The sequence below is a fragment of the Nonomuraea marmarensis genome, assembly GCF_043197025.1.
GTDB lineage: Bacteria > Actinomycetota > Actinomycetes > Streptosporangiales > Streptosporangiaceae > Nonomuraea > Nonomuraea marmarensis.
The window spans coordinates 95634-118847 of the sequence record NZ_JBICRM010000031.1; the positions used below are offsets into that span (position 1 = coordinate 95634).

General features: G+C 68.0%; 20 protein-coding genes and 1 pseudogene. 10 read left to right on the forward strand and 11 right to left on the reverse strand.

Annotated features, from left to right (window positions below; all coding sequences use genetic code 11):
* Positions 1-575: 575 nt before the first annotated feature.
* The 3 genes from ACFLIM_RS37400 to ACFLIM_RS37410 all read left to right on the forward strand — a co-directional run bounded on the left by ACFLIM_RS37400 (position 576) and on the right by ACFLIM_RS37410 (position 3628).
* Positions 576-1151, forward strand: a complete 576-nt coding sequence (locus ACFLIM_RS37400; protein ID WP_393173118.1) for an RNA polymerase sigma factor — start codon at positions 576-578, stop codon at positions 1149-1151.
* Positions 1144-2088 carry a hypothetical protein gene (locus ACFLIM_RS37405; RefSeq protein WP_393173120.1) on the forward strand — a complete coding sequence of 315 codons (945 nt, stop codon included), beginning with the start codon at positions 1144-1146 and terminating at the stop codon, positions 2086-2088. Before ACFLIM_RS37400 ends, ACFLIM_RS37405 begins: the two co-directional genes overlap by 8 nt.
* Before the next feature lie 382 nt (positions 2089-2470).
* Positions 2471-3628, forward strand: coding sequence for a DUF1266 domain-containing protein (locus ACFLIM_RS37410; RefSeq protein WP_393173122.1), 1158 nt, complete (start codon positions 2471-2473; stop codon positions 3626-3628).
* A 115-nt stretch (positions 3629-3743) separates the two neighbouring features.
* On the opposite strand, the gene ACFLIM_RS37415 is transcribed toward ACFLIM_RS37410, so the two are convergent.
* From ACFLIM_RS37415 to ACFLIM_RS37430, 4 genes are all read right to left on the reverse strand, one after another.
* On the reverse strand, positions 3744-4325 hold the full coding sequence (locus tag ACFLIM_RS37415) for a TetR/AcrR family transcriptional regulator (protein ID WP_393173124.1): 582 nt from the start codon (positions 4323-4325) through the stop codon (positions 3744-3746).
* A gap of 94 nt (positions 4326-4419) precedes the next feature.
* Positions 4420-5766 (reverse strand): mannitol dehydrogenase family protein, encoded by a 1347-nt coding sequence (locus tag ACFLIM_RS37420; RefSeq protein WP_393173126.1) that lies wholly within the window; start codon positions 5764-5766, stop codon positions 4420-4422.
* Entirely contained in the window at positions 5763-6971 is a 1209-nt protein-coding gene (manD, locus tag ACFLIM_RS37425) for a D-mannonate dehydratase ManD (RefSeq protein WP_393173128.1), read from the reverse strand. The genes ACFLIM_RS37420 and manD overlap by 4 nt, the downstream gene beginning before the upstream one ends.
* Positions 6968-7684 carry a 6-phosphogluconolactonase gene (locus tag ACFLIM_RS37430; RefSeq protein ID WP_393173130.1) on the reverse strand — a complete coding sequence of 239 codons (717 nt, stop codon included), beginning with the start codon at positions 7682-7684 and terminating at the stop codon, positions 6968-6970. The genes manD and ACFLIM_RS37430 overlap by 4 nt, the downstream gene beginning before the upstream one ends.
* Positions 7685-7706: 22 nt before the next feature.
* Here ACFLIM_RS37430 and ACFLIM_RS37435 point away from each other — a divergent pair, with 22 nt between their 5' ends.
* The gene (locus ACFLIM_RS37435) at positions 7707-7841 is read left to right on the forward strand and encodes a hypothetical protein (RefSeq protein ID WP_393173132.1); all 135 of its coding nucleotides are present in this window, start codon (positions 7707-7709) and stop codon (positions 7839-7841) included.
* Positions 7842-7913: 72 nt separating this feature from the next.
* Here ACFLIM_RS37435 and ACFLIM_RS37440 read toward each other — a convergent pair whose 3' ends face one another.
* On the reverse strand, positions 7914-8999 hold the full coding sequence (locus tag ACFLIM_RS37440; RefSeq protein WP_393173134.1) for a sulfite oxidase: 1086 nt from the start codon (positions 8997-8999) through the stop codon (positions 7914-7916).
* Positions 9000-9195: 196 nt separating this feature from the next.
* Positions 9196-10515: a sensor histidine kinase gene (locus tag ACFLIM_RS37445; RefSeq protein WP_393173136.1), complete on the reverse strand. Its 1320-nt coding sequence runs from the start codon at positions 10513-10515 to the stop codon at positions 9196-9198.
* 445 nt (positions 10516-10960) lie between these two features.
* Between ACFLIM_RS37445 and ACFLIM_RS37450 the strand changes: the two genes are divergently transcribed.
* From ACFLIM_RS37450 to ACFLIM_RS37460, 3 genes are read left to right on the forward strand one after another with little or no spacing between them, the layout of a single operon-like run.
* Positions 10961-11584 carry a TetR/AcrR family transcriptional regulator gene (locus tag ACFLIM_RS37450; RefSeq protein ID WP_393173138.1) on the forward strand — a complete coding sequence of 208 codons (624 nt, stop codon included), beginning with the start codon at positions 10961-10963 and terminating at the stop codon, positions 11582-11584.
* Positions 11584-13320: an ABC transporter ATP-binding protein gene (locus ACFLIM_RS37455; RefSeq protein WP_393173140.1), complete on the forward strand. Its 1737-nt coding sequence runs from the start codon at positions 11584-11586 to the stop codon at positions 13318-13320. The genes ACFLIM_RS37450 and ACFLIM_RS37455 overlap by 1 nt, the downstream gene beginning before the upstream one ends.
* Positions 13317-15269 (forward strand): ABC transporter ATP-binding protein, encoded by a 1953-nt coding sequence (locus tag ACFLIM_RS37460; protein WP_393173142.1) that lies wholly within the window; start codon positions 13317-13319, stop codon positions 15267-15269. Before ACFLIM_RS37455 ends, ACFLIM_RS37460 begins: the two co-directional genes overlap by 4 nt.
* Here the strand turns inward: ACFLIM_RS37460 and ACFLIM_RS37465 are convergent.
* The 4 genes from ACFLIM_RS37465 to ACFLIM_RS37480 all read right to left on the reverse strand — a co-directional run bounded on the left by ACFLIM_RS37465 (position 15266) and on the right by ACFLIM_RS37480 (position 19553).
* The gene (locus tag ACFLIM_RS37465; RefSeq protein ID WP_393173144.1) at positions 15266-17848 is read right to left on the reverse strand and encodes an alpha-glucuronidase family glycosyl hydrolase; all 2583 of its coding nucleotides are present in this window, start codon (positions 17846-17848) and stop codon (positions 15266-15268) included. The two genes, ACFLIM_RS37460 and ACFLIM_RS37465, sit on opposite strands and share 4 nt — an antisense overlap.
* Before the next feature lie 160 nt (positions 17849-18008).
* On the reverse strand, positions 18009-18536 hold the full coding sequence (locus ACFLIM_RS37470; protein ID WP_393173146.1) for a hypothetical protein: 528 nt from the start codon (positions 18534-18536) through the stop codon (positions 18009-18011).
* 59 nt (positions 18537-18595) lie between these two features.
* Complete coding sequence (locus ACFLIM_RS37475; RefSeq protein ID WP_393173148.1) at positions 18596-18961, reverse strand: antibiotic biosynthesis monooxygenase family protein; 366 nt, start codon at positions 18959-18961, stop codon at positions 18596-18598.
* Positions 18921-19553 (reverse strand): carboxymuconolactone decarboxylase family protein, encoded by a 633-nt coding sequence (locus tag ACFLIM_RS37480; protein WP_393173150.1) that lies wholly within the window; start codon positions 19551-19553, stop codon positions 18921-18923. Before ACFLIM_RS37480 ends, ACFLIM_RS37475 begins: the two co-directional genes overlap by 41 nt.
* 106 nt (positions 19554-19659) lie before the next feature.
* On the opposite strand from ACFLIM_RS37480, the gene ACFLIM_RS37485 reads away from it, so the two are divergent.
* Positions 19660-20541 (forward strand): sigma-70 family RNA polymerase sigma factor, encoded by an 882-nt coding sequence (locus ACFLIM_RS37485; RefSeq protein WP_393173152.1) that lies wholly within the window; start codon positions 19660-19662, stop codon positions 20539-20541.
* A 4-nt stretch (positions 20542-20545) separates the two neighbouring features.
* Here ACFLIM_RS37485 and ACFLIM_RS37490 read toward each other — a convergent pair whose 3' ends face one another.
* A complete protein-coding gene (locus ACFLIM_RS37490; RefSeq protein ID WP_393173154.1) occupies positions 20546-21451 on the reverse strand; it encodes an SDR family oxidoreductase in 906 nt (301 codons plus the stop codon).
* Between ACFLIM_RS37490 and ACFLIM_RS37495 the strand changes: the two are divergent.
* Together ACFLIM_RS37495 and ACFLIM_RS37500 are read left to right on the forward strand one after the other, a co-directional pair.
* Positions 21377-21754: pseudogene (locus tag ACFLIM_RS37495) on the forward strand (helix-turn-helix domain-containing protein); the annotation flags it as partial. The gene ACFLIM_RS37490 and the pseudogene ACFLIM_RS37495 sit on opposite strands and share 75 nt — an antisense overlap.
* Positions 21755-22519, forward strand: a complete 765-nt coding sequence (locus tag ACFLIM_RS37500) for a LysR family substrate-binding domain-containing protein (RefSeq protein WP_393173162.1) — start codon at positions 21755-21757, stop codon at positions 22517-22519.
* Positions 22520-23214: the final 695 nt, after the last annotated feature.

Genomic DNA, 23214 nt, shown 5'->3' on the forward strand with positions numbered 1-23214 from the left:
AGCCGGCTGACCACGCTCCGCGAAACCGCATGACGGATCGCCGGCCAGCGGCGAAGGCCGCTGGCCGGCGGCACATCGAAGTTGACGCCGACGCAGCAAAGGCCCGGGTAATCATGCATGCAGAACCCCTGGAACAGGCAAGCGCGCTCGAACAGGCCGCTTCCGCCTTCGTCGAACTGCGCCCGCGCCTCTTCGGCATCGCCTATCGGATGCTCGGCAGCGCGGCGGAAGCCAGATACGAGCCGACCTCGTCGTCACCTGGCCCGGAGTCGAACGCGAGACGGCCACCTCCTTGCTCGCGCAGGCCACCGCGCTGTGCCCGTACGCGAAGATGACCCGCCAGGGCATCCCGGCCACGATCGGCCTCGCCGCCTCCCAGCCGCCTCAGTGACGAAGAACCCTCGGTCGCGACGCGATCCAGAGAGCCCGATTGTGCGGCGGCTCGCGCGCGAGAGCGACCGTGCGCACTGACAGGGATGTCACAAGTCACGCGACATGCGCAGGAGTGCCGGAACCATAGGAGGCTTATCGGGCTAGTGACGGGTGTATCAACACCAAGACGCGGAAGGCCGTGTGTGAGTACTCCCGATGTGATACCTGAAGAATGGGATGAGGCATTACTGAGACCCTCGTCTCTTGATGATCCCGACTGCTTCGACGATCTCTTCCGCCGGCACGCACCACCGATCCACCGTTACGCCGCCCGGCGGCTGGGCAGCCACCTTGCTGATGACATCGTCGCCGCGACCTTCCACCAGGCGCTCCAACATCGCCACAGCTACAACCCCGCCCGCGGGGACACGCTGTCGTGGTTGTGGACCATCGCTACCAACCTGATACGCCGTCACCACCGTTCGGAGGCACGGTTTTATCGTGCGCTCGCACGTACGGGCGTCGACCCCGTCACCGAGGGTCATGCTGACCTCGTCGTCGACCAGGTCACCGCGGCAGCTGTGACTCCACGCCTGGCGGAGGCGCTGGCGGACCTGCGCAAAGCCGATCGCGATCTGGTGTTGCTGGTCGCCTGGGGCGAACTGACGTACCAGCAGGTTGCCGACGTGCTGGACATCCCCGTAGGGACGGTCCGTTCGCGGCTGAACAGGACTCGCGCCAAGCTGCGCAAAGCTCTGGGAGAGGTGTCAGATGGATGAGATGAAGCTGCTCCAGCAGATGCGCGCCGAGATATCCATGCCCGATCCGGACGCTCTGGCCGGGTCCATCGGCTGGCGATCGGGGCACCCGGCGGCACCGCACCGGCCGAACCGCCGGCGCTCACTCGTGCTCACCTCGAACCTGAGCCGGGGGTTGATCGTCGGCGCCGTATTGACCGCAGCGCTGGCAGCAGCTCTGGTGATCGGCCCGAGTGTGGTGCCCAGCGGGCCGGGTAGCGCGACGTCCTACGCCAACGCCGCCATCGAGATCGAGAAGGAAGATGGCTATTGGGTGGCCGAGATCAAGGACCCTCTCGCCGACCATGAGCGCTATGCGGAGGGGTTCAGGGCGGTGGGGTTGGATGTGCGGCTGCGTCTGGTTCCGGCTTCCCCGGCAGACGTAGGCAGGGTGGTCCGGCTCGACCGGAGCGGGCCGAGGCCCAGCCCGCTGCCGGGAGATGACGGAACGCCTCGCGCCCGTATCGTCATCACTGCGGGTAAGGAGCCTTCCGGCTGCCAGATAGGGCAGGGCGACTGTCGCCTCGCCGTACGCCTCGCCGAAGACGTCCACGGGACCGTGTCGTTCCAGGTAGGCAGACCCGCACAGCAGGGGGAGACCTACCAACACCCGAGTCTTGCCACAGACCCCGGCGAGGTGCTTCAAGGGGTCGAGGCACACGAGCGGCCGGTGGCTGAGGTGCTCGATGAGATCAAAAAGCATGATCTCCAGGTCGTGTATGAACGGGTGGCGTCCCATGACGAGGGCCCGTCCAACTATCTCACCGACCAGCATTACCATCTGACATTCGAACCCATCGATGCCAGTCAGGTCGGGCCGGACTGGGTTGTCTGGCAGGCGCGGTCGATACAAGACGGCGTCATTCAGCTGCAAGTCTCGCCCGAAAGACTCAAGCCCCTGTCGAAATCGACAAATTAGACCCCTCTTGCCGTTTCGCAACCGGTCAGTTCGATCCACAGAACCGTCGGGCGGCCTCCGGTCCCAACTTCGTGGTGGAAGCGATGATTACCTCACGGCTCAGGGGTTTATCGCTGCCGGGCTCGGACTGAGCCGGGGCCATAGGCGAGAGAGAGGACTGTCCTTGTCGCCGTCGTCCGGCGGCTGGACAACAGGGAGGCCGGCCGTCACCACGGAGCAAGGCTGTGGGACGGTTGTAATGTACTGGGGCATGGGGACGTGGAATGGCGTAGATCCTGATCTCATCGCGAAACAGGGCACACCCCACGGGGGAGGAGCAGCGGCACCCGTCCCTTCGTGGCAGGCACCTTCCGATATCGAACGTGGTCTGTATGAGGCCAAGATGCGCGGCGACTGGAACGCGTACTTCGACGTCCTCGCCGGCGCAGACCTTTATCACGCGATGTCGCGTGCCTGGGCCGACTCCAACCCCGGCTGGGTTCAGTACCGCCCCGCATACTGGAGCCCCCGGCCTGGCCCCAAGAGTCTCGCGTTCTTCACCGATGGGATGCTCCCGGCGCCCGCGCCCGACCCGGTCTATTTCACGGCCGGCCTGGGCCAACTCGCCGATGATTGGCCCCTGGACGATGAGTGGCTGGCCATCAATCCCGGCACCCCCTGTGAAGGGTTCTTTCCCGCGACGGCCGCCCATCGGCACGCATGGCGCTGGCACGCCGGCCGGATGTCCTACCCTGCGCGCAATCGACTACGCACGTTGCGGAACGGGGGCCCGCTGCACGGCCCCGTCGCTCACGGCCTCGCCTGCGGAGCGCTTCTCTGCGTGCACAACGCCTCCCTCTGGAACGCGATGGGCTGGCACGGCACCGGCTACAACCACGAGAGGCGACGCCTGCAGGAGTGGTGGGGGATCACCAGCCGAGAAGAGTGGCGGCGTGCGGAGGACACCCTCCTCAGGGCGGAGATGAGCAGCCCGGTCTGGGCATTTGTGCTGGGAATACGCAGCACCCTCGCCCGCGACTTCGGTGGCGTGGTCGAGGTGGGCCACTGGCGGCAGGTGACCTCGCGCGCCCTACGGCACCGCGCCGCCGAGCAGGGGACGACCCCCGACGGGGTCACCAGCACGGCCCCCCGGAACGATGTCGAGACGGAGGCCCAGGTCGCCGGAGCGCAACGACTCATCGGACGAATCACCCGGTACGAGGGGCGATTCCGCGCGGACGGGCTGCTCGCCGAGAGCAGCTTCGTACGCTCGGTGGAGGCGTGGGACTACGGGCGGGCTTCGAAGATGGCCCGCTGGGGACTCGGTGCCCGCTACTGCGACCTGGACGAGGCTGAACGGGCGGTCCTACGTGCCGGGCGGCTAAGCCGGATGAGCTACCGCTCCTGGGAGGAGTTTTCGGCCGCCTACATCCTGGGACGTTGCCTCCACTTCGACGAGGAGGAGTTCGGCGACTGGTACGGGGAGATGCTCAACGCGCACAGAATCCTGACGACCGACCCGAACAGTCCCTGGCTCAACATCCCCTTCACAGGACCATGACGTCGATCCCGGACGATCCCAGACCGGCTGGCGCCGCTCGCGGGGCCCCGGTGAGTGCATCCACCGCCTCGGCCAAAATTCTTGATCGATCATTACAGATTCGAGGCATGAAAACTCAGTCAAGGCAGCCCAGGGCAACCTCCACGGTGGCCATCAGTGACCTGCGGTCCTTGTTGATGGCGCCCGTGACGCGGAGGCCGTGCGTGGCCATCACGAAGAATCGTGCCAGGTCCCTTGTGTTGCGGCGGCTCGCGACCTGGCCGTTGGCCTGGGCTTCCTTGATCACCTCGGTCAACGCATCCTCCAGCGACGACGTCGTCGATCGCACGCGCTCGGCGACCTTGGGATCGTGGGGCAACCGTTCAATCGCGGCGCTGACAATCAGGCACGCCTGGTGGTCGCCATCGCGCACGATCTCGTCCACCAGGTCGACCAGGGCTGCGCGGAGCAGTTCCCGCGCCGGGGTCCCGTTGCGCAGGATCTCGATCAGTGGCTGGGCGTATCTCTCCCGGTAGCGGTCCACCGCCGCCAGGTACAGCCCTTCCTTGCTGCCGAAGGCGGCGTACAACGACCCCCGCCCGATCCCTGTGGCGTCGACCAGGTCCTGCGCCGAGGTCCCCTCGTATCCGGTGCGACGGAAGGCGATCATCGCCGCCTCCACCGCGGCCTCGGTGTCGAACTCCCTGACTCGTGCCATTCGAGCAATTTACGCCTATCTGGAACGTTCGGTCAAGTTTTCCACCGGAACGGTGGACCATCCCGTGGGCGTTAGCGATCCGCCGAAATCCCAATCACGGCCGGCCGGCATCGAGCGCGCGGAGGGTGGCAGGGACGCCGTCGGCGTTGAGCCGCTCCAGGCAGTCCGTGACCAGATCGCGGAAAACCCGGTTCTCCCGGAGATCGGCACCGAAGATCTCCTCGATCGCCAGCAGGCGGTTCACGGTCGCCGCGGCGGAGGCCGTCCCGTCGCCGCGCAGCCGATCGGCCAGCGGGTCGTCCAAGTCGCGGGCCTCGGTGACGTACCGCATCCACCCGGCCACGGACAGCGCGATCCACCGGGGCTCGTGTCCGCCGGCCAGCCGGTCGCGCGCCGGGTCGAGCAGGCGCTGCGGCAGCTTCTGCGAGCCGTCCACCGCGATCTGCGCGACGCGGTGCCGCAGGCCGGGGTTGGCGAACCTGGCCAGCAACGACTCCTTGTACCCTGCGAGGTCGAACCCGTCCAGCCCGTCCAAGGTGGGTGAGAGGTCGTCGTCCATCAGCCGGCGGAGGAACCCGGCGAACGCGGGATCGCCCACGGCCTCGGACACGTGCGCCGCGCCCGAGAGGTAGGCGATGGCCGAATGGCTGCCGTTGAGCAGGCGCAGCTTCATGCGCTCGTACGGCCGGACGTCACCCACCAGGAGCGCGCCCGCCTGGTCCCAGGCCGGCCGGTCCCCGGCGAAGCGATCCTCGATCACCCACTGCGTGAACGGCTCGGTGACGACCGCGCCCAGGTCGGTCACGCCGAGCCTGGCGGCCATGTCGTCCAGGTCGGCCTGCGTGGTCGCAGGGACGATCCGGTCCACCATGGTGGCAGGGAAGGTGACGCTCTCCTCGACCCACTCGAGCAGCGGCGGCTCGCACAGTTCCGCCACGAGCCCGGCGAGAGTCGCGCCGTTGCCGGGGAGGTTGTCGCAGGAGAGGACGGTGAGCGGGCCCGCGTCCGCGGTGGCACGGGCGCGTAGCCCGGCGACAAGCCTCCCGATCGCGCCAGGCAGCGGGTCGCGGCGGTACGCCTTCTCCGTGATGGTCAGCGTGACCACCGCGGTCTCGGGTGCGGCCAGCCGTGCGGCGAGGTCGTCACCGGGGGCGAGCACGTCGCGCACGGATCCGACCACGCGGACCTCGTCGCCGGCGCGCATGCCGTACAGGCAGTCCTGGGGGCGGAGCCGGTCGGCCACGTCGGTGCTGCGCTGGCTGGCTCCGCAGATGCCCCAGCGGTCGTCGCCGGTCGCGGCCATGGCGCGCTCGGTGTAGACGGCCTGGTGGGCCCGGTGGAAGGCGCCGATGCCCAGGTGCACGACGCCGGTGGCGCGCGGCTCCGCGAGCGGGCGCGCGGCGGGCGCGACCCTGGACAGGGTGGCGCGGCTGAGCCTCACCAATTGTGCATGCTCCCGTCTGTCAGCCGGTTGACCGGCAGGTAGGCCGGTTCGTAGGGGTAGCGGGCGGCGAGCTTCTCGTCGATGTCGACGCCGAGGCCGGGCTCCTCGCTCGGATGGAGGTACCCGTCGGCGAAGCGGTAACCGTGCGGGAACACCTCGTCGGTGGCCTCGGTGTGCCGCATGTACTCCTGGATGCCGAAGTTCGGGACGGCGATGTCCAGGTGGAGCGCGGCCGACATGCAGGCGGGGGAGAGATCGGTGGCGCCGTGCGAGCCGGTGCGCACGTGGTGGAGCGCGGCGAGGTCGAAGATCCGCCGCAGGTGGGTGATCCCGCCCGCGTGGACGACCGTGGCCCGGATGAAGTCGATGAGCTGCTCGCGGATCAGCTGTTCGCAGTCCCAGATCGAGTTGAACACCTCGCCGACCGCGATCGGTGCCGTGGTGTGCTGCCTGATCAGCCGGAACCCGTCCTGGAGCTCGGCGGGCACCGGATCCTCCAGCCAGAACGGCGCGTACTCCTCCAGCCGGGAACCGAGCCCGCCGGCCTCGATCGGGGTGAGCCGGTGGTGGATGTCGTGCAGGATGCGCAGGTCGTAGCCGAAGCGGTCGCGGACGGCGGCGAACAGCTCGGGCACGACGCGCAGGTAGCGCTCGGTCGACCAGGTGGCCTCGCTCGGCAGATTCGCGTCAGCGGGCTCGTAGAACATCTTGTCCCTGCTGACGCCGTAGGTCGCGTCGAGACCGGGGATGCCGCACTGCACGCGGACCGCGCGGTAGCCGAGATCGACATATCTCGCGACCTCGTCGAGCACCTCGGGAATCGTCTCGCCGTTGGCGTGGCCGTACACCGTGACGCCCGCGCGCGAGCGCCCGCCGAGCAGCTGGTAGACGGGCAGCCCGGCGACCTTGCCCTTGATGTCCCACAGCGCGGTGTCGACGGCCGCGATCGCGGTCATCGTGACCGGGCCGCGCCGCCAGTACGCGCCGCGGTAGAGGTACTGCCAGGTGTCCTCGATGCGCGCGGGGTCGCGGCCGATGAGCAGCGGGCAGACGTGGTCGCGCAGGTAGGACGCGACCGAGAGCTCCCTGCCGTTGAGCGTCGCGTCGCCGATGCCGGTGACACCGTCCGAGGTCGTGATCTTCAGGGTGACGAAGTTCCGGCCCGGGCTCGTGACGATGACCTTGGCGTCGGTGATTCTCACTGGTAGGCCTCCAGGTCGGCGAAGAGCGTGCAGTCCGGGTGGGTGCGCAGGACGGAGGCGGGACAGCTCTCGGCGACCGGCCCGTCGAGCGCGGCGGCGAGCGCGGCCTTCTTGTTCGCGCCAGGCACGGTAGCGACCAGCGTACGCCCGGCCATCAGCGTGGGAACGGTCAGCGTGATCGCCCGCTCGGGCACGTCCGCGAGCGTGGCGAAGCACCCGTCGCTGACCTGCTGCCGCCGGCAGGCGTCGTCGAGCTCGACGACCTTGACCGCAAGGGGATCGGCGAAGTCGGCCACCGGAGGATCGTTGAACGCCAGGTGGCCGTTGTCGCCGATGCCCAGGCAGACCAGGTCGATCGGGCCGCGGGCGAGAAGCTCGGCGTAGCGCGCGCTCTCCGCCTCCGGGTCGTCGCGCGGTTCGATCACGTGGACCGCGCCCGGCCGTACGGCGTTCCAGAGCTCGTGGTGGAGGAAGCGGCCGAACCGCTGGGGCGCGTCCGCGGGCAGGCCGATGTACTCGTCCATGTGGAAGACGACGACCCTGGACCAGTCGATCCCCTCAGCCGCGCGCAGGCCGGCCAGCGTCTCCCGCTGCGAGGGCGCGGCCGCGAAGACCACCCTGGCCTCATCGCGGACGGCGAGAGCCGCGCGCAGCGCCGCGGCCGCGGTACGCGCCGCCGCGGCACCGGACTCCGCGATCTCGACGTTCGCCAACGCCTACACGCGCAACTGCGTCATGGCCGCGACGATCGCCGAGCTGGCCGAGCGCGGCACGGTTCCCGAGATCTGGCGCAGCGGGAACGCGCCGGGCGGCGACGAGCGCAACGGGCTCTTCCTCGACCGCTTCCGCGGGCGGGTCCGATGGCTGTGATCGGGGAAGGAGAGCGGCTGCTCGCCGGGGCCGCGGTCGCCGACATCACGCCACGGGCCGGCTGCGGGCCCTCTATGGTTCGACCCGGACGGGATGGGACAGCACCGGATGATAGAGGTAGCCGAGGTCGTTCCACGGGACGGTGTCGGGCTGGGTGCGGCCCTGGTCATCGGTGGCGCGTACTTGGATGATGTGATCGCCGGGGCGTGGATCCCAGGCGAACTGCCAGCGGATCCAGGCCGCGGGCAGCTGCGGGGGAGCCAGCGAGGCCGCACGCCAGGGGCCTTCGTCGATGCGGTATTCGACGGCCGTGACCGTGTTCTCCCCTGCGAACGCACGCCCCCGGATGACCTGTGGTGCCGCCCGCAGCCGTGCCGGCCACGGCAGTTCCACCAGGCTCGCCACCGGTATGGTGGTGATCGGCGTCGGGCGGGCCGGGTGGTCCGGGCCGATCAGCACGTAGTCCTCGGTGTTCCAGGGGACGCGCAGCGGCTGCTCGGAGACCTCGACCCGGCCCACCCACTTGATGCTGGCCGCACCGAGCCAGCCGGACACCACGACCCGGGCAGGGTAGCCGTGGTCGGGCGGCAGCGTCTCGCCGTTCATGACCAGTGCGAGCAGGGTGTCGTCGGCAAGTGCCTTGGCCAGCGGCATGGGACGGCGGGCCCGGATCTGGTCGAGTGCTTCCGGCATGACCTCCAGGGCCCCTGAGGTGATCCCCGCCGGTTCGAGCAGATCGCGCAGCCGCACCCCGGTCCATTCCGCGGTGCCGATCGCGCCGCGCCCCCACTGGGTGCCCGCGAACGTGCGTCCGTACGCCTCGCCGAACAGCCTACGGCGGTTACCCGCGCACTCGATCGTGCGGATCACGGAGACCAGCGGAAAGTGATCCCACAGATCGGCGTACGTATAGGTGACCGGATCGCGTACCCCGTCTCCTTCGATACGAAGCGACCACGTCGCCGCGTCCAAACGGGGAGTGGGTGCGTGGCTGCGGAGGAAGAAACGGTCGATCGGGGTGAGGTAGCCGGGCATGCGGTCCGGCCGGACCCCGTAGTCCAGACCGGTCCCGGTGTCCTCCATGAGCTCGGCGGGAGTCGGCTTGACGACTTTGCGCTCTCGCACGGCCGTGGCCGCTCCCTCGAGATCGCGGCTCATCGTATATCGCCTCTCACCTGGGATAACGTGCCTATTCATGGTGCCACAGCGGATGATCGCATGCCCTGAAGGCTCGCTGATCGGTGCCTCCATCGAAGCCGGGGATCTCCGGGTTCGCGAGCCCCTGACCACGAGCGCACCTTATCCATCGAGTCATCGAGTGGCGCGGCATCGTCGCCACCTGGCTCGGGGCGCCTTAGCCGAGGGGGAGGCGCAGGACGAACCGCGCGCCATGGGGGCTGTCCTCGATCTGGAGGGTGCCACCGTGTGCCATGGCGATCTGACGGGCGATCGGCAGGCCCAGCCCGGTGCCGCCGGCGTGCCTGTTGCGGGCGGTGTCGAGGCGGGCGAACCGCTGGAAGACCAGCTCGCGCTTGTCCGGATCGATGCCCGGCCCGTCGTCGATCACCTCCAGGATCGCGATGCCGTTGGGAAAGCGTCGGGCGTCACGCTTGGGGCTGGGCTCCTGCCGTACGTGGAAGGTGATCGTGGCGGCGGCGTGCCGCTCGGCGTTGTCGATCAGGTTGCCAAGGAGGCGCGACAAGCGCGTCCGGTCGCCGGTGACCACCACACCGGGCTCGAGCGAGCACACGAACCTCTTGCCTGTATGAGGGCGCCTGTCGCACTCCGTGGTCACGAGCTCGGCCAGGTTGATCGGCTCGTGTTCGACCGGTCGTCCTACGTCTTCTCGTGCGATGGTCAGCAGGTCGCGCACGATTGCCTCGATCCGGTCCAAGCTGCCCAGGATGGTTCTCCCCACCGTCGGCACGCTGGTCTCCTCAGGTGCATACAGGGCGTCCTCGACCTCGGCGCGCATCGCGGCGATGGGACTGCGCAGTTCATGAGAGGCGTCCGAGGTGAAATTGCGCTGTTGTGCCATCGCGGCCTGCAGCCGGGCCAGCGTCTGGTTGACGCTGTCGGCCAGATCGTAGATCTCGTCCTGGCTCGGCGGAAACGGCACCCGGCGGTTGGGGCAGGTCTCGTTGATCTTGTCGAGCTCCGCTCGGATGCCGGCCACCGGCCTGAGGGACGCGGTGACGATCCGATGACCGAGGGCGGTTAGGGCCGCGGCCAACACTGCCGCGGCGACTGCCACCGTCGCGGCCAGCCACGGATCGACGTACGGAGGGACGGTGGGAGAGGCGCTGTAGACGACCCAGTCCTGACCCTTCCGGTGAGCCGTCTGCGCGACCACGATGTTGCATTCGCCGGAAGGGAAGACCCCGCCGCACACGACGGACTTGGCGATGTTCTGGCTGTCGGGAGTGAAGCGGGCCATGACAGGCTTGCCTCGCAGCTGCGGTGTCGCGGCGACGACCACCCCCCGAGGGTCGACGATCTGCAGGTTGCGGTCCCTCCGCTCGACCAGGGGAGAGACCACCTCGTTATGCTCCACGTCGCTGGCCACCCGGCCACCGGCAGCGGTGACCTCCTCGACGAGGGATTCGGTGGCGAACCGATGGAACGCCACCACGAGCGCTATGGCCAGGAGCGCGCACAGGAGTGTCGCGACCACACTGGTGAACAGAGTGATACGCCTTGTAATCGAGATACCACGCCGGATGTTCATGTCCCCCTCCCCCAGTCAGTCGAGCACACGGGCCTTCGCAGCCGGTGAACGGGAAGGGCGGGTTTTGGCGTGTGTGGTATCAAGACTGCGCCTGCCGGAAACTCCATCCACACAGCTCAGCCGCATGTGAGTACTCCTGGAGGGTCCCAGCAGGCGTCCACCGCGCGGGCCGGCTTCCTGCGCTCGCACACTCAGCCTGACAGGAATCGGTACAAGCGATAAGGTCCGATCCTGTGGGCCAATTGAGGACCAATTCATGGTCGGCCGACGATCTGCCCATCGCCCGCCGGCGGCGTACCAGGCCGGACGATTGACCGGCACCCGCAGTAGCGGTCGGCATCGACGGATAACCAGTTGAACGAGTGAGTACTCGCTCATTATGCTCGTGCGCATGACCAGAAGGCGAAGGGTGCCGGCCATGGCGCCAGAAGACCGCCGTGCCGCGCTCATCGCCGCCACGCTTCCCCTGCTGCGCGAGTACGGCACCGCGGTGAGCACCCGCCAGATCGCCGAGGCCGCGGGCGTGGCCGAGGGCACGATCTTCGGCGTCTTCCCCGACAAGGCCTCGCTGCTGCGGGCGGCGCTGATGAGCGCGTTCGACCCGCAGCCGGCGGTAGACGCGCTGGCGGCCATCGGCACGCGGATCGAGCTGCGTACGCGGCTGCGCAAGGCGGTCACGATGCTGCGGGCCGGGATGAGCGCCAACGCCAACCTCATCGCCGCGCCCAGGGAGCTGTTGGCCGACGACGCCGAGTTCCGCGAGCGGATGATGGACGGCCGGCGTCGGATACTGGCCGGGCTCGCCGCCCTGGTCGAGCCCGACCGCGACCGGCTGCGCCGCTCTCCCGAGGCCACGGCACAGCTGCTGCTCATGCTGATCGCGGTGAGCGTGCATCGCGGCTTCGGCCAGGACGGCGAGTTCGGAGACATGAAAGACGAGGAGATCGTCTCCGTTCTGCTCGATGGGCTGCTCGTGCGGCCCGCCCCCATCCCTTCGACAGAAAGCCGCACTTGATGCTGCTCCGTCTCCTGCGGGTCCAGCTCAGGCCGTACGGGAAAGAGATCACGCTCGTCGTCCTCTTCCAGTTCGTGCAGACGCTGGCCACGCTCTATCTCCCCACACTCAACGCCGACATCATCGACGACGGCGTCGTCAAGGGTGACACCGGTTACATCGCACGCATCGGGCTGGTGATGCTCGGTGTGACGTTCATCCAGATCATCTGCTCGATCGTGGCCGTCTACTACGGCGCCCGGACCTCGATGGCCTTGGGCAGGGACCTGCGGGCCGCGATCTTCCACCGGGTGCAGGGCTTCTCCGCCCAGGAGGTCAACAGGTTCGGCTCGCCGTCCCTGATCACCCGGACCACCAACGACGTGCAGCAGATCCAGCTGCTCGTGCTGATGACATTCACGATGATGGTGGCCGCGCCGATCATGTGCGTCGGCGGCATCGTGCTGGCGCTGCGCCAGGACGCGACGCTGTCGTCGCTGCTGGTCGTCGTGCTGCCCGTGATGATCGTCATCGTGAGCCTGATCGTGATGCGGATGCGCCCGCTCTTCCGCACGATGCAGGAGCGCATCGACCGGATCAACCAGGTGCTGCGCGAGCAGATCACCGGCATCCGGGTCATCAGGGCCTTCGTCCGCGACCGGCACGAGCGCGAGCGCTTCGGCGTGGCCAACGACCAGCTGACCGACGTGTCGCTGCGGGTCGGGCGGCTGATGGCGCTGATGTTCCCCTCGGTCATGCTGGTGGTGAACCTGTCCAGCGTCGCCGTGGTGTGGTTCGGCGGCCACCGCATCGCCGACGGGACCATGCAGGTGGGCGCGCTGACCGCGGTCATCGCCTACCTGATGCAGATTCTCATGTCGGTGATGATGGCGATGTTCATGTTCATGATGATCCCGCGGGCCGAGGTCTGCGCCGAGCGCATCGAGGAGGTGCTCGGCACCGAGCCGACCGTCCACCCGCCGGCCAGCCCCATCAGCCCGGAAAGACGCCTCGGCGAGCTGGAGTTGCGGTCCGTGGACTTCCGCTACCCGGGCGCCGAGGAGCCGGTGCTGTGCGAGGTGAGCCTTGTGGCACGCCCTGGCCGTACCACCGCGATCATCGGCAGTACGGGCAGCGGTAAGACGACGCTGCTCAACCTCATCCCGCGCCTGTTCGACGCGAGCGCCGGCGAGGTCCTGGTCGACGGTGTCAACGTGCGTGACCTCGACCCGGCCGTGCTCTCCCGAGCGGTCGGCCTGGTCCCGCAGTCGCCTTACCTCTTCTCCGGCACCGTCGCCTCCAACATGCGGTACGGCAAGCCGGACGCGACCGACGAGGAGCTGTGGCGGGCCCTGGAGGTGGCCCAGGCCCGCGAGTTCGTCGAGGCGATGCCCGGCGGCCTGGACGAGCCGATCTCCCAGGGCGGCACGAACGTCTCCGGCGGTCAGCGCCAGCGCCTGGCCATCGCCAGGACATTGGTGCACCGGCCCGAGATCTACCTGTTCGACGACTCCTTCTCCGCTCTCGACTACGCCACTGACGCCCGGCTGCGCGCCGCGCTGACCGAGGAGATCACAGACGCCACGATCGTCATCGTGGCCCAGCGGGTGAACACGATCCGCGACGCCGACCGCATCCTCGTGCTCGACGACGGCCGCGTGGTCGGCAGCGGCAACCACGCCGAGCTCATGACCACCTGCCCGACGTACCGGGAAATCGTGTTGTCCCAGCTCACCGAACAGGAGGCCGCGGCATGACGACCGAGGCGCCCCCGCGCCGCCCTCAGCCGGCTTTCGGCCCGGGCAGGATGATGTCCGGGCCCGCCGAGAAGGCCCTCGACTTCGGCGGCTCGCTCCGCCGCCTGCTGCGGCTACTGCGCCCCGAGCGCGCATTACTGACCGTCGTCCTGGCCCTCGGTACGGCCAGCGTCGCGCTGACCGTGACAGGTCCCAAGATCCTCGGCCACGCCACGGACCTGATCTTCTCCGGCATCATCGGGGCGCAACTGCCCGCGGGGATCACCAAGGAGCAGGCCGTGGCGGGGCTGCGCGCCCGGGGCCAGAGCACGTTCGCCGACATGGTGTCGTCGATGAGCGTGGTGCCCGGCCACGGCATCGACTTCACCGCGCTGGCCCAGGTGCTGGGCTGGGTGCTGGCGATCTACCTGCTGGCGGCGGTGCTCGGGATCGTACAGTTCCGGCTGACCACGATCGTCGTGCAGCGGGCGGCGTCCCGGCTGCGCGAGAAGATCGAGGCCAAGCTGGCGCGACTGCCGCTGAGCTACTTCGACGGCCAGCCGCGCGGCGAGATCCTCAGCCGCGCCACCAACGACACCGACAACATCGCGCAGACGCTGCAGCAGACGATGAGCCAGCTCATCACGTCGGTGCTGACCGTCGTGGCGGTGCTGGTGATGATGTTCCTGATCTCGCCGCTCCTGGCGCTCATCGCGCTGGTCACGGTGCCGCTGTCGATCTACATCACCGCGGCCATCGGCAAGCGGTCGCAACCGCAGTTCATCAAGCAGTGGTCGTCGACGGGCAAGCTCAACGGCCACATCGAGGAGATGTACGGCGGGCACACGCTGGTCAAGGTGTTCGGCAGGCAGAAGGAGGCCGCCGAGACCTTCACCGAGCACAACCAGGCCCTGTTCACCTCCAGCTTCCGCGCCCAGCTCATCTCCGGGTTCATCCAGCCGGCGATGATGTTCATCGGCAACATCAACTACGTGCTGGTCGCCGTGGTGGGCGGGCTCAAGGTGGCCTCGGGCTCAATCTCGCTGGGCGACGTGCAGGCCTTCATCCAGTACTCGCGGCAGTTCAGCCAGCCGCTGACTCAGGTGGCCGGCATGGCGAACCTGGTGCAGTCGGGCGTCGCCTCGGCCGAGCGGGTCTTCGAGCTACTGGAGGCCCCGGAGCAGTCCTCGGAGCCCGACCAGCCCGCGCGGCCCGCACAGATCAGGGGCCGCGTGGCGTTCGAGAACGTGTCCTTCCGCTACGCGCCGGACCGGCCGCTGATCGAGAACCTGTCGCTGACCGTGGAGCCCGGCCAGACCGTGGCCATCGTCGGCCCCACGGGAGCGGGCAAGACGACGCTGGTCAACCTCATCATGCGCTTCTACGAGGTGACCGGCGGCCGTATCACGCTCGACGGCGTGGACATCGCCGAGATGTCCAGGCAGGAGCTGCGCGCCAACATCGGCATGGTGCTGCAGGACACCTGGCTGTTCGGCGGCACGATCGCGGAGAACATCGGCTACGGGGCGGAAGGCGCCACCCGCGAACGCATCGAGGCCGCCGCGGAGGCCGCCCACGTGGACCGCATCGCGCACACGCTGCCTGACGGCTATGACACGGTGATCGACGAGGAGGGCGCGACGGTCAGCGTGGGCGAGAAGCAGCTGATCACGATCGCCCGGGCGTTCCTGTCCGAGCCGGCGATCCTGATCCTGGACGAGGCGACCAGCTCGGTCGACACCCGGACCGAGGTGCTCATCCAGCGGGCGATGAGCACGCTGCGCGAAGGGCGTACCAGCTTCGTGATCGCCCACCGCCTGTCCACGATCCGCGACGCCAGCCTGATCCTGGTCATGGAGAACGGGCGGATCGTCGAGCAGGGCACGCACGAGTCGCTGGTGGCCGCGGGCGGCGCCTACGCCCGGCTGTACTCGGCCCAGTTCGCCCAGGCCGTTGTGGAGGTGGATTAGAGCACTGTGTCGTGCTCCATGATGAAGACGTAGTTCTTCACGATGGGCCCGAAGAAGTCCTCCTTGGTGACTCTGACGATGGCCTGTCCGGGAACGTCGTCCGCCTGCGAGAGGATCTCGTACCGCGCTGCCCGGTCGGCCGGTTTTACCTTGGTGATCTTCGGTGACGCGCCGGCGGCCACGGGGATCGTGTAGGACGAAGCGGACAGGTCGAAGCCACCGATCGTCCGCCCGTTGACCACGATCTTGATCGACAGCGGGCCATCGTCTACGGGATTGTCCCTGCCGCTGAACTCCTTCCAGTAGTTCACGCAGGTATCCCGCCAGTCGCCGGCGTCGGCTTCGTGGATGGCGAGCTTGGCCTTGACCTCGGAGAAGCGGCGGGCGTCGAGGGAGGGTTGCAGGGAATCCCACGTCAGCCGCATCCAGGTGACGTACTGGACGCCCATCTGGTAGCGGTAGACCAGTTCGTCCCAGAAGATCCTGCCGCTCCTCATCCGGTGGTCCCAGGACACGTGGTGGAACCACATCAGCAGGTTCTCGGGGACGGTGCCGATGTTGCCGTATCTCGCTTCCAGAGTGGGGAAGTACTGGGCGGTGAAGTCGCTCCCGGTGGGGGAGCGGTCGTAGCCCAGGCCGACGCTGTCCGCTTTGTTGTAGTAAACGGGGCTCCAGTCGTCGCGCGCGAGCCGTTCCGCGGGATTAGGGCCGTAGTGGTCGCTTGATCGGAACTGGTGCGCGATGCCGAGCGGGGTCTGATAGCTCACCAGCGCTTCCCAGGAGCCCATCATCATCTTCACGATGGTGCCGACCACGTGCTCGCGGTTGCTCCAGGTCATCCGGACCCAGTCGGCCGCGATGTCCGCGGAGTCCAGCGTCCAGTCCCAGGACTGGCGGCCGAAGGCGAACAGGTTCGCCTGAGAGAAGTGGTGCCCGGTCACGTTGTCCGCGTTGCCCAGGTTGGCCACGCCCACGATGGCGGTGTCCGAGTGGCGCTGAGCCGTTCCGTCCACGATGTGGCCCATCAGCCGCTTGCCGAGCAGTCGGCCCCGCTCGTCCGTGGCGTACGTGTCGGTCTTCAGAACCTCCTCCCACATGGGGGCCAGGTAGCAGAGCATCTCGTCCTGGCCGGTGTACTCCTGGGTGACCTGCAGTTCCAGCGCCTGGTTGGTGTTCTCCATCCGGCCGAACATCGGATGGACGGGCTCCCTCGCCTGGAAGTCCAGGGGACCGTTCTTGGTCTGGAGGAACACGTTGTCCAGGAAGCGGCCTCTCGTCCCGTCGGGCCGGCGCTCGTCGTCGATGTATCCGAACTCCAGGTACGCCCTCTTCAGCCGATCCTCGTCCACATCGGCGTTGTAGACGAAGGTGCGCCAGTAGATCTTCATGCCCAGGGGCGCCACCGCCGCCGCGATGGCGTTGGCACCGTCCCCGTGGTCGTCGCCGAAGTCCTGGGGTCCCGGCTGGCCTTCGGAGTTGGCCTTCACGGTGAAGCCGGTGAAGTCCGGGATGGAATCCCGCAGCATCCTGGCCCGCCGGTTCCACCATCCCCTGAACTCGTCGCCGTGGGGATCCAGCTGCTCGTTCGTCAGCGTGTCCGGCGCGAACCGGGGATCCGTGGGCGCCGTGTAGTTGATGGACAGGGCGATCTTGATCCCGTACGGCCGCAGCGCGTCGGCCAGCGCGGCCTCCTGCGCGATGTACTGCGCCGTGAGATAGACGTTGTCGGCGTTGACGAGGTTGATGGTGATGCCGTTGATCCCCACGGACGCCATCGCTCGCGCCACCACGATGTAGCGGTCGAGGATGACCGGCAGGTTCCGCCCGGCACTCGCGCCGGTGGCGGCGAAGTTGAAGATCGTTCCGTTTTCGCCGCTCAGACCGCCCGTTCCCGAGGCGTTGTTGCCGGCGTAGAGGCGCACGGTCTCCCAGTTGTTCAAGTGGCGGTTCTTGACTCTGGGGGACTCGGAGATGTCCAGCCTCGTGATGGGCTTGTGCGTCTGCAAGCGCCGCAGGAAGGCGAACGTCCCGTACAGGGCCCCGGCCTCCGTGTTGCCGGCGATGACGGTGAACCTCTGCGTCCCCCTGGAAAACGACCGGATGAGGTAGCCGTCGTCGCCGACGGGAGCCAGATCGTCGGCGGAGGTGTACTGCCGTACGGCACTTGAGCTGTCCCGGGTTCCCACGATCACAGCGCCGTCGGGGATCCTGTCGCCCGGGCTCGTCTTCACCGGCACTGCCTGGTCCAGCAGTCCGCCCAGGCCTCTGACCAGTTCGTCCCTGGCCGCCGCCAGGGTGGTCTCCACGAGCCTTTCGGTCGATCCCGGCGCCATGCTCAGGTTCGTCGAATGGCGGTACACCTTGTTCCGGTCCGCATTCTCCACGATGACGGTGGTGACCGATTCTCGATACTTCCGGAGGAGACCCGGGTCGCTGACCGGCATGTAGCGCAGCCACAGATCGGAGCCGTCGTAGTTGCCGTCCGCCGTCGTCCTCAGCGCGGCGACCACCTCCTCCCTGCCCACCGCCCACGCGGACCCACCTGTGCCGACCAGCCCCGCGGCCGCTGTGACCGGCACGACCGCACCTAACAATGTCCGGCGACTAATAGTCATGATTTCGTCATAGCACGCCCGCTTGAGTTCGTTAACACGAGAGACGCCAGGGACGCCGGTATTTGATCCTTTGCGTCCGTGGCGCCGACGAAGAGGACCTCGCCCGAGCGGCTTTTCCGCGGCGTCACCCCTGTGTGGTGGCGTTCTCACCATGGCCGGCGGTGAGCGCGATGCAGGCTAGGACGGCCGAGGCCAGGCCCAGCCCGGCGCGTACCCAGTCCCAGCGATACCAGGCGGTCAGCTCGGCGTGCACGGCCTGGGGTGGGAAGGCGGGGTCGAGCATGGCGAGGTTCGCGCGTACGAAGTAGATCGGTAGGAGCAAGAGGGTCCCGACCATGCATGTCGTCGCTAGAGCCCAGGCCAGGCCTCCGGGCCGGCGGCTCTTGACGGTCGAGTACGTGGTGATGCCCAGCAGCAGTACGGACGCGACTTCGAACGGGAACACCGTCGCTCCGGTGACGGGTCCGTAGATCGCGAAATGCGGCAGGAATGCGGCCGGGTCCATCGCCCGCCAGTACGGGACGATCACGGTCTGGGTCAGCAGGGCGCCACCGGCGAAAGCCGAGGTGGCGGCGACCGCGGTTGTTTCGATTGTGCGGGCCGTGCGCTCTGGTCGGCGAGAAGGAGAAAAGGTCTTCGCTCTCTGGGTCATGGGGCACTCCAGGTCTCTTGCCTCGATCGGTTCCGGTCAGAGCCAGGCCGTGGGCGGGGTCACAGGGCATCACCAGGCTGGACGTCGATGTCGAGTTGGTAGACCGCCGGTCGGGCGGTGATGTGCAGCTCGGGGTCGTCCAGTACTCGTTGTACCGACGATCGCCATTCGGGATTGGCCCTGGCGTGATCGAGGGCTTTCCCGCTGTCCCATTCGGCGACGTTGATGAAGCGAAGCTCGACCTCGTCGTCCAGCGCGCGGTACATGCGGGCTCGGATGAATCCCGGCTGGGCGGCCATGATCCGGGCGTTGTCCTCCCAGCGGCGCAGGAACCGTTCGGACTCCGCGGGGGGTACGGTGAACACGTTGATCAGGGTGACCGGCTCACCGACCAGCGCGGCGGGTCCGGTGTCTGGTTGGCTCATCTGTCTTCCTTGCGGGCGTACGGGTGTCGGTCCATGGCACACGGCAGCCCTCGCCGGTGCTGAAGCCTTGCGCGGTGATTCCGAGCGCCGAGTTCATCCGGGAACGCATGTTCTCGTGCGCGATCTGATAGGTCAGCTCGACCACTCCGGCGTCCCCGAGTCGCCGCCGCAGGTCGGCCACCTGCTCGTCGGTGACCTCGGGCGGTGTCGCGGTCATGGCCTCGGCGTAGGCGATGACCGCCCGCTCGTCGTCGGTGTATATCGGCGAGGTGGCCCAGTCGGCAATGTGCCTGAGTTGGTCGACGTCGAGGCCGGCCAGGCGGTGCAACATGGTGCCGAAGTCCACGCACCATGAGCAGCCGATCGTCGAGGCGACCCGGTACACCGCAAGATTGCTCAGGTCGGGCGGGAGCGCTGTCGCGGCTTTGCCGGCGGCCGCCTCGTGCACGGCGTTGGTGAAGAAGAGCCGTCGGTGGTTGGCCAGCACCGCGAGGGGCTCGGGCACCTCACCGAAGCGCCTTTTGAGATAGTGGTAGGCCAGCCTGATCCACCGGCCGGCTTCAGCGGGGGGAACCACAGGTATGCGAACCACCGGCGACCTCCTCCATCGGCGCAGCCGGTGACTGCGATCCGTATGTCACATCGGCTGGGTTTGTCCTGTCACTGGTATGACAGACCGCGACAAGGGAATGTGACCGATGGACGACAACGACTGCCTGGCCGCACGATTCGAGGCCCACCGCCCCCATCTACGGGCGGTGGCCTACCGGATCCTCGGCTCGGTCAGCGAGGCCGAGGACGCGGTGCAGGAAGCCTGGCTGCGCCTCAGCCGTTCCGACACCAGCGGCGTGGAGAACCCGGGCGGATGGTTCACGACCATCGTGGCGCGGGTGGCGCTGAACATGCTGCAGTCGCGGAGGGCGAGGCGCGAGGAGCCCCTGGACGTACATGTTCCCGACCCGGTCGTGACCATCGCGGAGGGGACCGACCCTGAGCACCAAGCGCTGCTGGCCGACTCGGTGAGCCTGGCGCTGCTCGTGGTACTCGACACGCTGACTCCCTCCGAACGGCTCGCCTTCGTGCTGCATGACATGTTCGCCCTGCCCTTCGCCGAGATCGCCGCCATCGTGGGCCGCTCACCAAGCGCGGCACGGCAGCTGGCCAGCCGCGCACGCCGTCGGGTACAGGCGGCCACGGTGCCCGACCCCGACATCGCCCGCCAGCGAGAGGTCGTTGACGCCTTCCTCACTGCGTCGCGCAATGGCGACTTCGACGCGCTACTCGCGGTGCTCGACCCCCACGTGATGCTGCGGGCAGACGTGGGTGAGGGGCCTACGGGCGCATCGAGGACGGCCTCCGGTGCGGCGGCTGTGGCCGAGCAGGCGCTCGCCTTCGCGTGGCGTGCTCAATTCGCGCACCCGGTGCTGGTGAACGGGGCCGCCGGCGTGCTCGTAGCCGACCAGGGTCAACCATTGGCCGTCATGGGCTTCGCCATCGCCCAAGGGAAGATCGTCGAAGTGGACATTCTCGCCGACCCCGCCCGGCTGCGCCGGCTCGCCCTGCCGGGCCTCGGCAGATGAATGGTTATTCGTTGAAGTAGTGGCCTTCCTTGATGTCCGCGATCAGCGGGGGATGTGTCGGCCGCCATCCCAGGCGTTGCTGCGTCAGTGCGCTCGACGTCGGGTTGTCGATCGACACCAAGGGGCCGAGAAAACTGAAGTGGTTGCCTGCGTCCTCGGCGGCGACGCTGACGACCGGCACCTTCAACAGACCGCCGATGGCCTCAGCGATCTCCCGGAAAGGCACCCCCTCTTCCCCGGTCGCGTGCAGGCGCGAGCCGGCCGGGGCGGCCTCCACGGCCAGCCGGAACAGGCGCGCCGCGTCGAGCCGGTGCACGGCGGGCCACCGGTTCGTTCCGTCGCCGACATAGGCGGACATTCCCTTCGCCCGGGCAAGGCCGACGAGAGTCGGAATGAAGCCTTTGAGATCTCCCTCGCCGTGCACCAGCGGCGCGAGCCGTACCGCAGACGAGCGCACGCCGCGCTCGCCCATCGCGATCACAGCGTGCTCGGTCGGAAGCCGCAGTGCCCCGGTCCCTTGGAGATCGCCGGTGTCCGCCTCCGTACTCAGGCGCCCGGGCGTGAGGCCCAAGGTTCCCGAGGTGAACGCGAAGGGTTTGCCGGAGCCTTCAAGTGCTGCCCCGATCGCCTCGGCGGCGCTCAGTTCGACCCGGGCGCGGGCGGCCGGATCCGTGGTCTCAGAAATGTGCTTGTTGGCCGCGTGAACAACCCCGTCCGCTGCAGTGGCGCCGGCGCGCAAGCTGTCGAGGTCTTCCAGATCGCCGCGGTGCACGTCCACGCCGACCGCTGACAATGCCGCGGCGGCGGTGTCGGAGCGTGCGAGGCCGATGACCTGATGCCCTGCTTCGAGGAGCTCGCGGACAACCGCGGATCCGATGTACCCGGTGGCACCGGTGACAAAAATGCGCATGATGACGATCCTCTTTTGGGCTTCGAGTCGGCCCGGCCCCAGAAGGCGGCGGGCTTGTGCCTCAACGCTAAGAACCATGGGCACCCCGCGTCCAAGTCCTGCTCCGCACCACGTGATGCGAAATCTGTATCACGAGTACCCTGGCGGCGTGCCCGACTTCCCCTCTTCCTCGGCGGACCTCGAACTCCGCCTGGTGCGGTACTCACGATCGTCGCCGAGCACGGCAACTTCCACCGCGCGGCCGACGCCTTGCACCTCGCCCAACCGTCCCTGAGCCGGCAGATTCAGCGTCTCGAACAACGGTTGGGCGTCCGCCTGCTCGATCGCACGAAACAGGGCAGCCATCTCACCGAGGCGGGCCGGATCTTCCTGCCTCAGGCGCAGGCGCTCCTGCACTCCGCTCAACAAGCCGTGGCGACGACCCGCGCCGCCGTTGAACCCGGCGAATTCACGAACGGGTACACCGGCGGCCTCATCGTGACCACCGCGGTGCGCGAACTGCGCAACCGGCGCCCCGACGCCGAAGTGCGCACCCTGCATCTGGACTTCAGCCAGGTGAACGCGGCCCTCCTGGATCACCGGGTGGACGCAGTCCTCGCCCGAGAGCCGTTCCCGACCGACCAGCTACGCGTGACGGCCCTCTACGAGGAGCCCCGGGTACTCATGGTGCCCACGTTCCATCGCCTCGCCGACCGCAAGTCGGTCACCATCGGCGACTTCGCCGACGACGCCCTTGTCCGGTACACCGATGCCGCGTATGACGCTTTCTGGCGTCTCGACCCACGCCCGGACGGACGTCCGGCACCCCAAGGCCCACTCGTCGTGACCGCGGCAGACAAACTCGAACTCATCGCCAGCGGCCAGGCCCTCGCCCTCGCGCCAGCCGGCGGCGACCACGCCCCCCTTCGACACGACCTCACGACCGTTCCCGTTGAAGGGATCGAACCGTGCCGGGTCGTGCTCGCGACCAGGGCCAAAGACCGTAGTCCGCTCGTCAAGGACTTCCTCGACATTGCTGTGAACCAACTCGTCCCGGCGGGCGGCGCGCCCCTCGGGAAAGCGCACTGACAGAGACCGACAACGACTTGCAAGATCAACGGTTGGTGCGGTCAAGGATCAAATCGACCGGCGCGGGTACGAAGCCGACCCTCTCCAGCGCCGCGCGCTTGTCTACCTATCTGTCAGCTTCTTCGGTCATGGCACGTGAACCTTATTCGGATGCCTTCGGCAGTGAAGATGTCGATGGTCGCGCTGCCTGAGGCGGACGTGTATGACGGTGCCGTCCGCCAGGTTACACACGTCGGGGATCTTGGAGCCGCGGGCCGGCATTCGTTCCCCGTCCGCTATCCATCGGTCGAAAAGCCGCCGCATCTGCTCCGGTGTCTCCGCTTCGCGCACGTGCGCCTGCCTTCCTTGCGGAAGCTTGCTGAATCCTCCCAGAAGCTAACGGCACGCGCAACGGTGCCGCTGTCTGCCGAGGCGTGGGATGAGGCCCGAGCCGCGAGAACCTCAGGGGCGAGGACGCCGGCGCGCGCGGATGTGCCCACTCCCACACCCGCCGCGCTCGCGAGCACCGAAGTCCGATGTCCGTGACCAATGGGCAGAGCCTGCCTTCCGGCGTACGGTCTGATCAGGACTAGCCCCAAGGCCGGGTAGTTAAGGTCCAGGGTTTGGTCGTCAAGGGGTTGGGGCGAAGTGGGGGCAAGAGGAACGGAGATCCAGTAGAACGGGTGATCTTCTACCACCGCCCGCTATCCCACTGG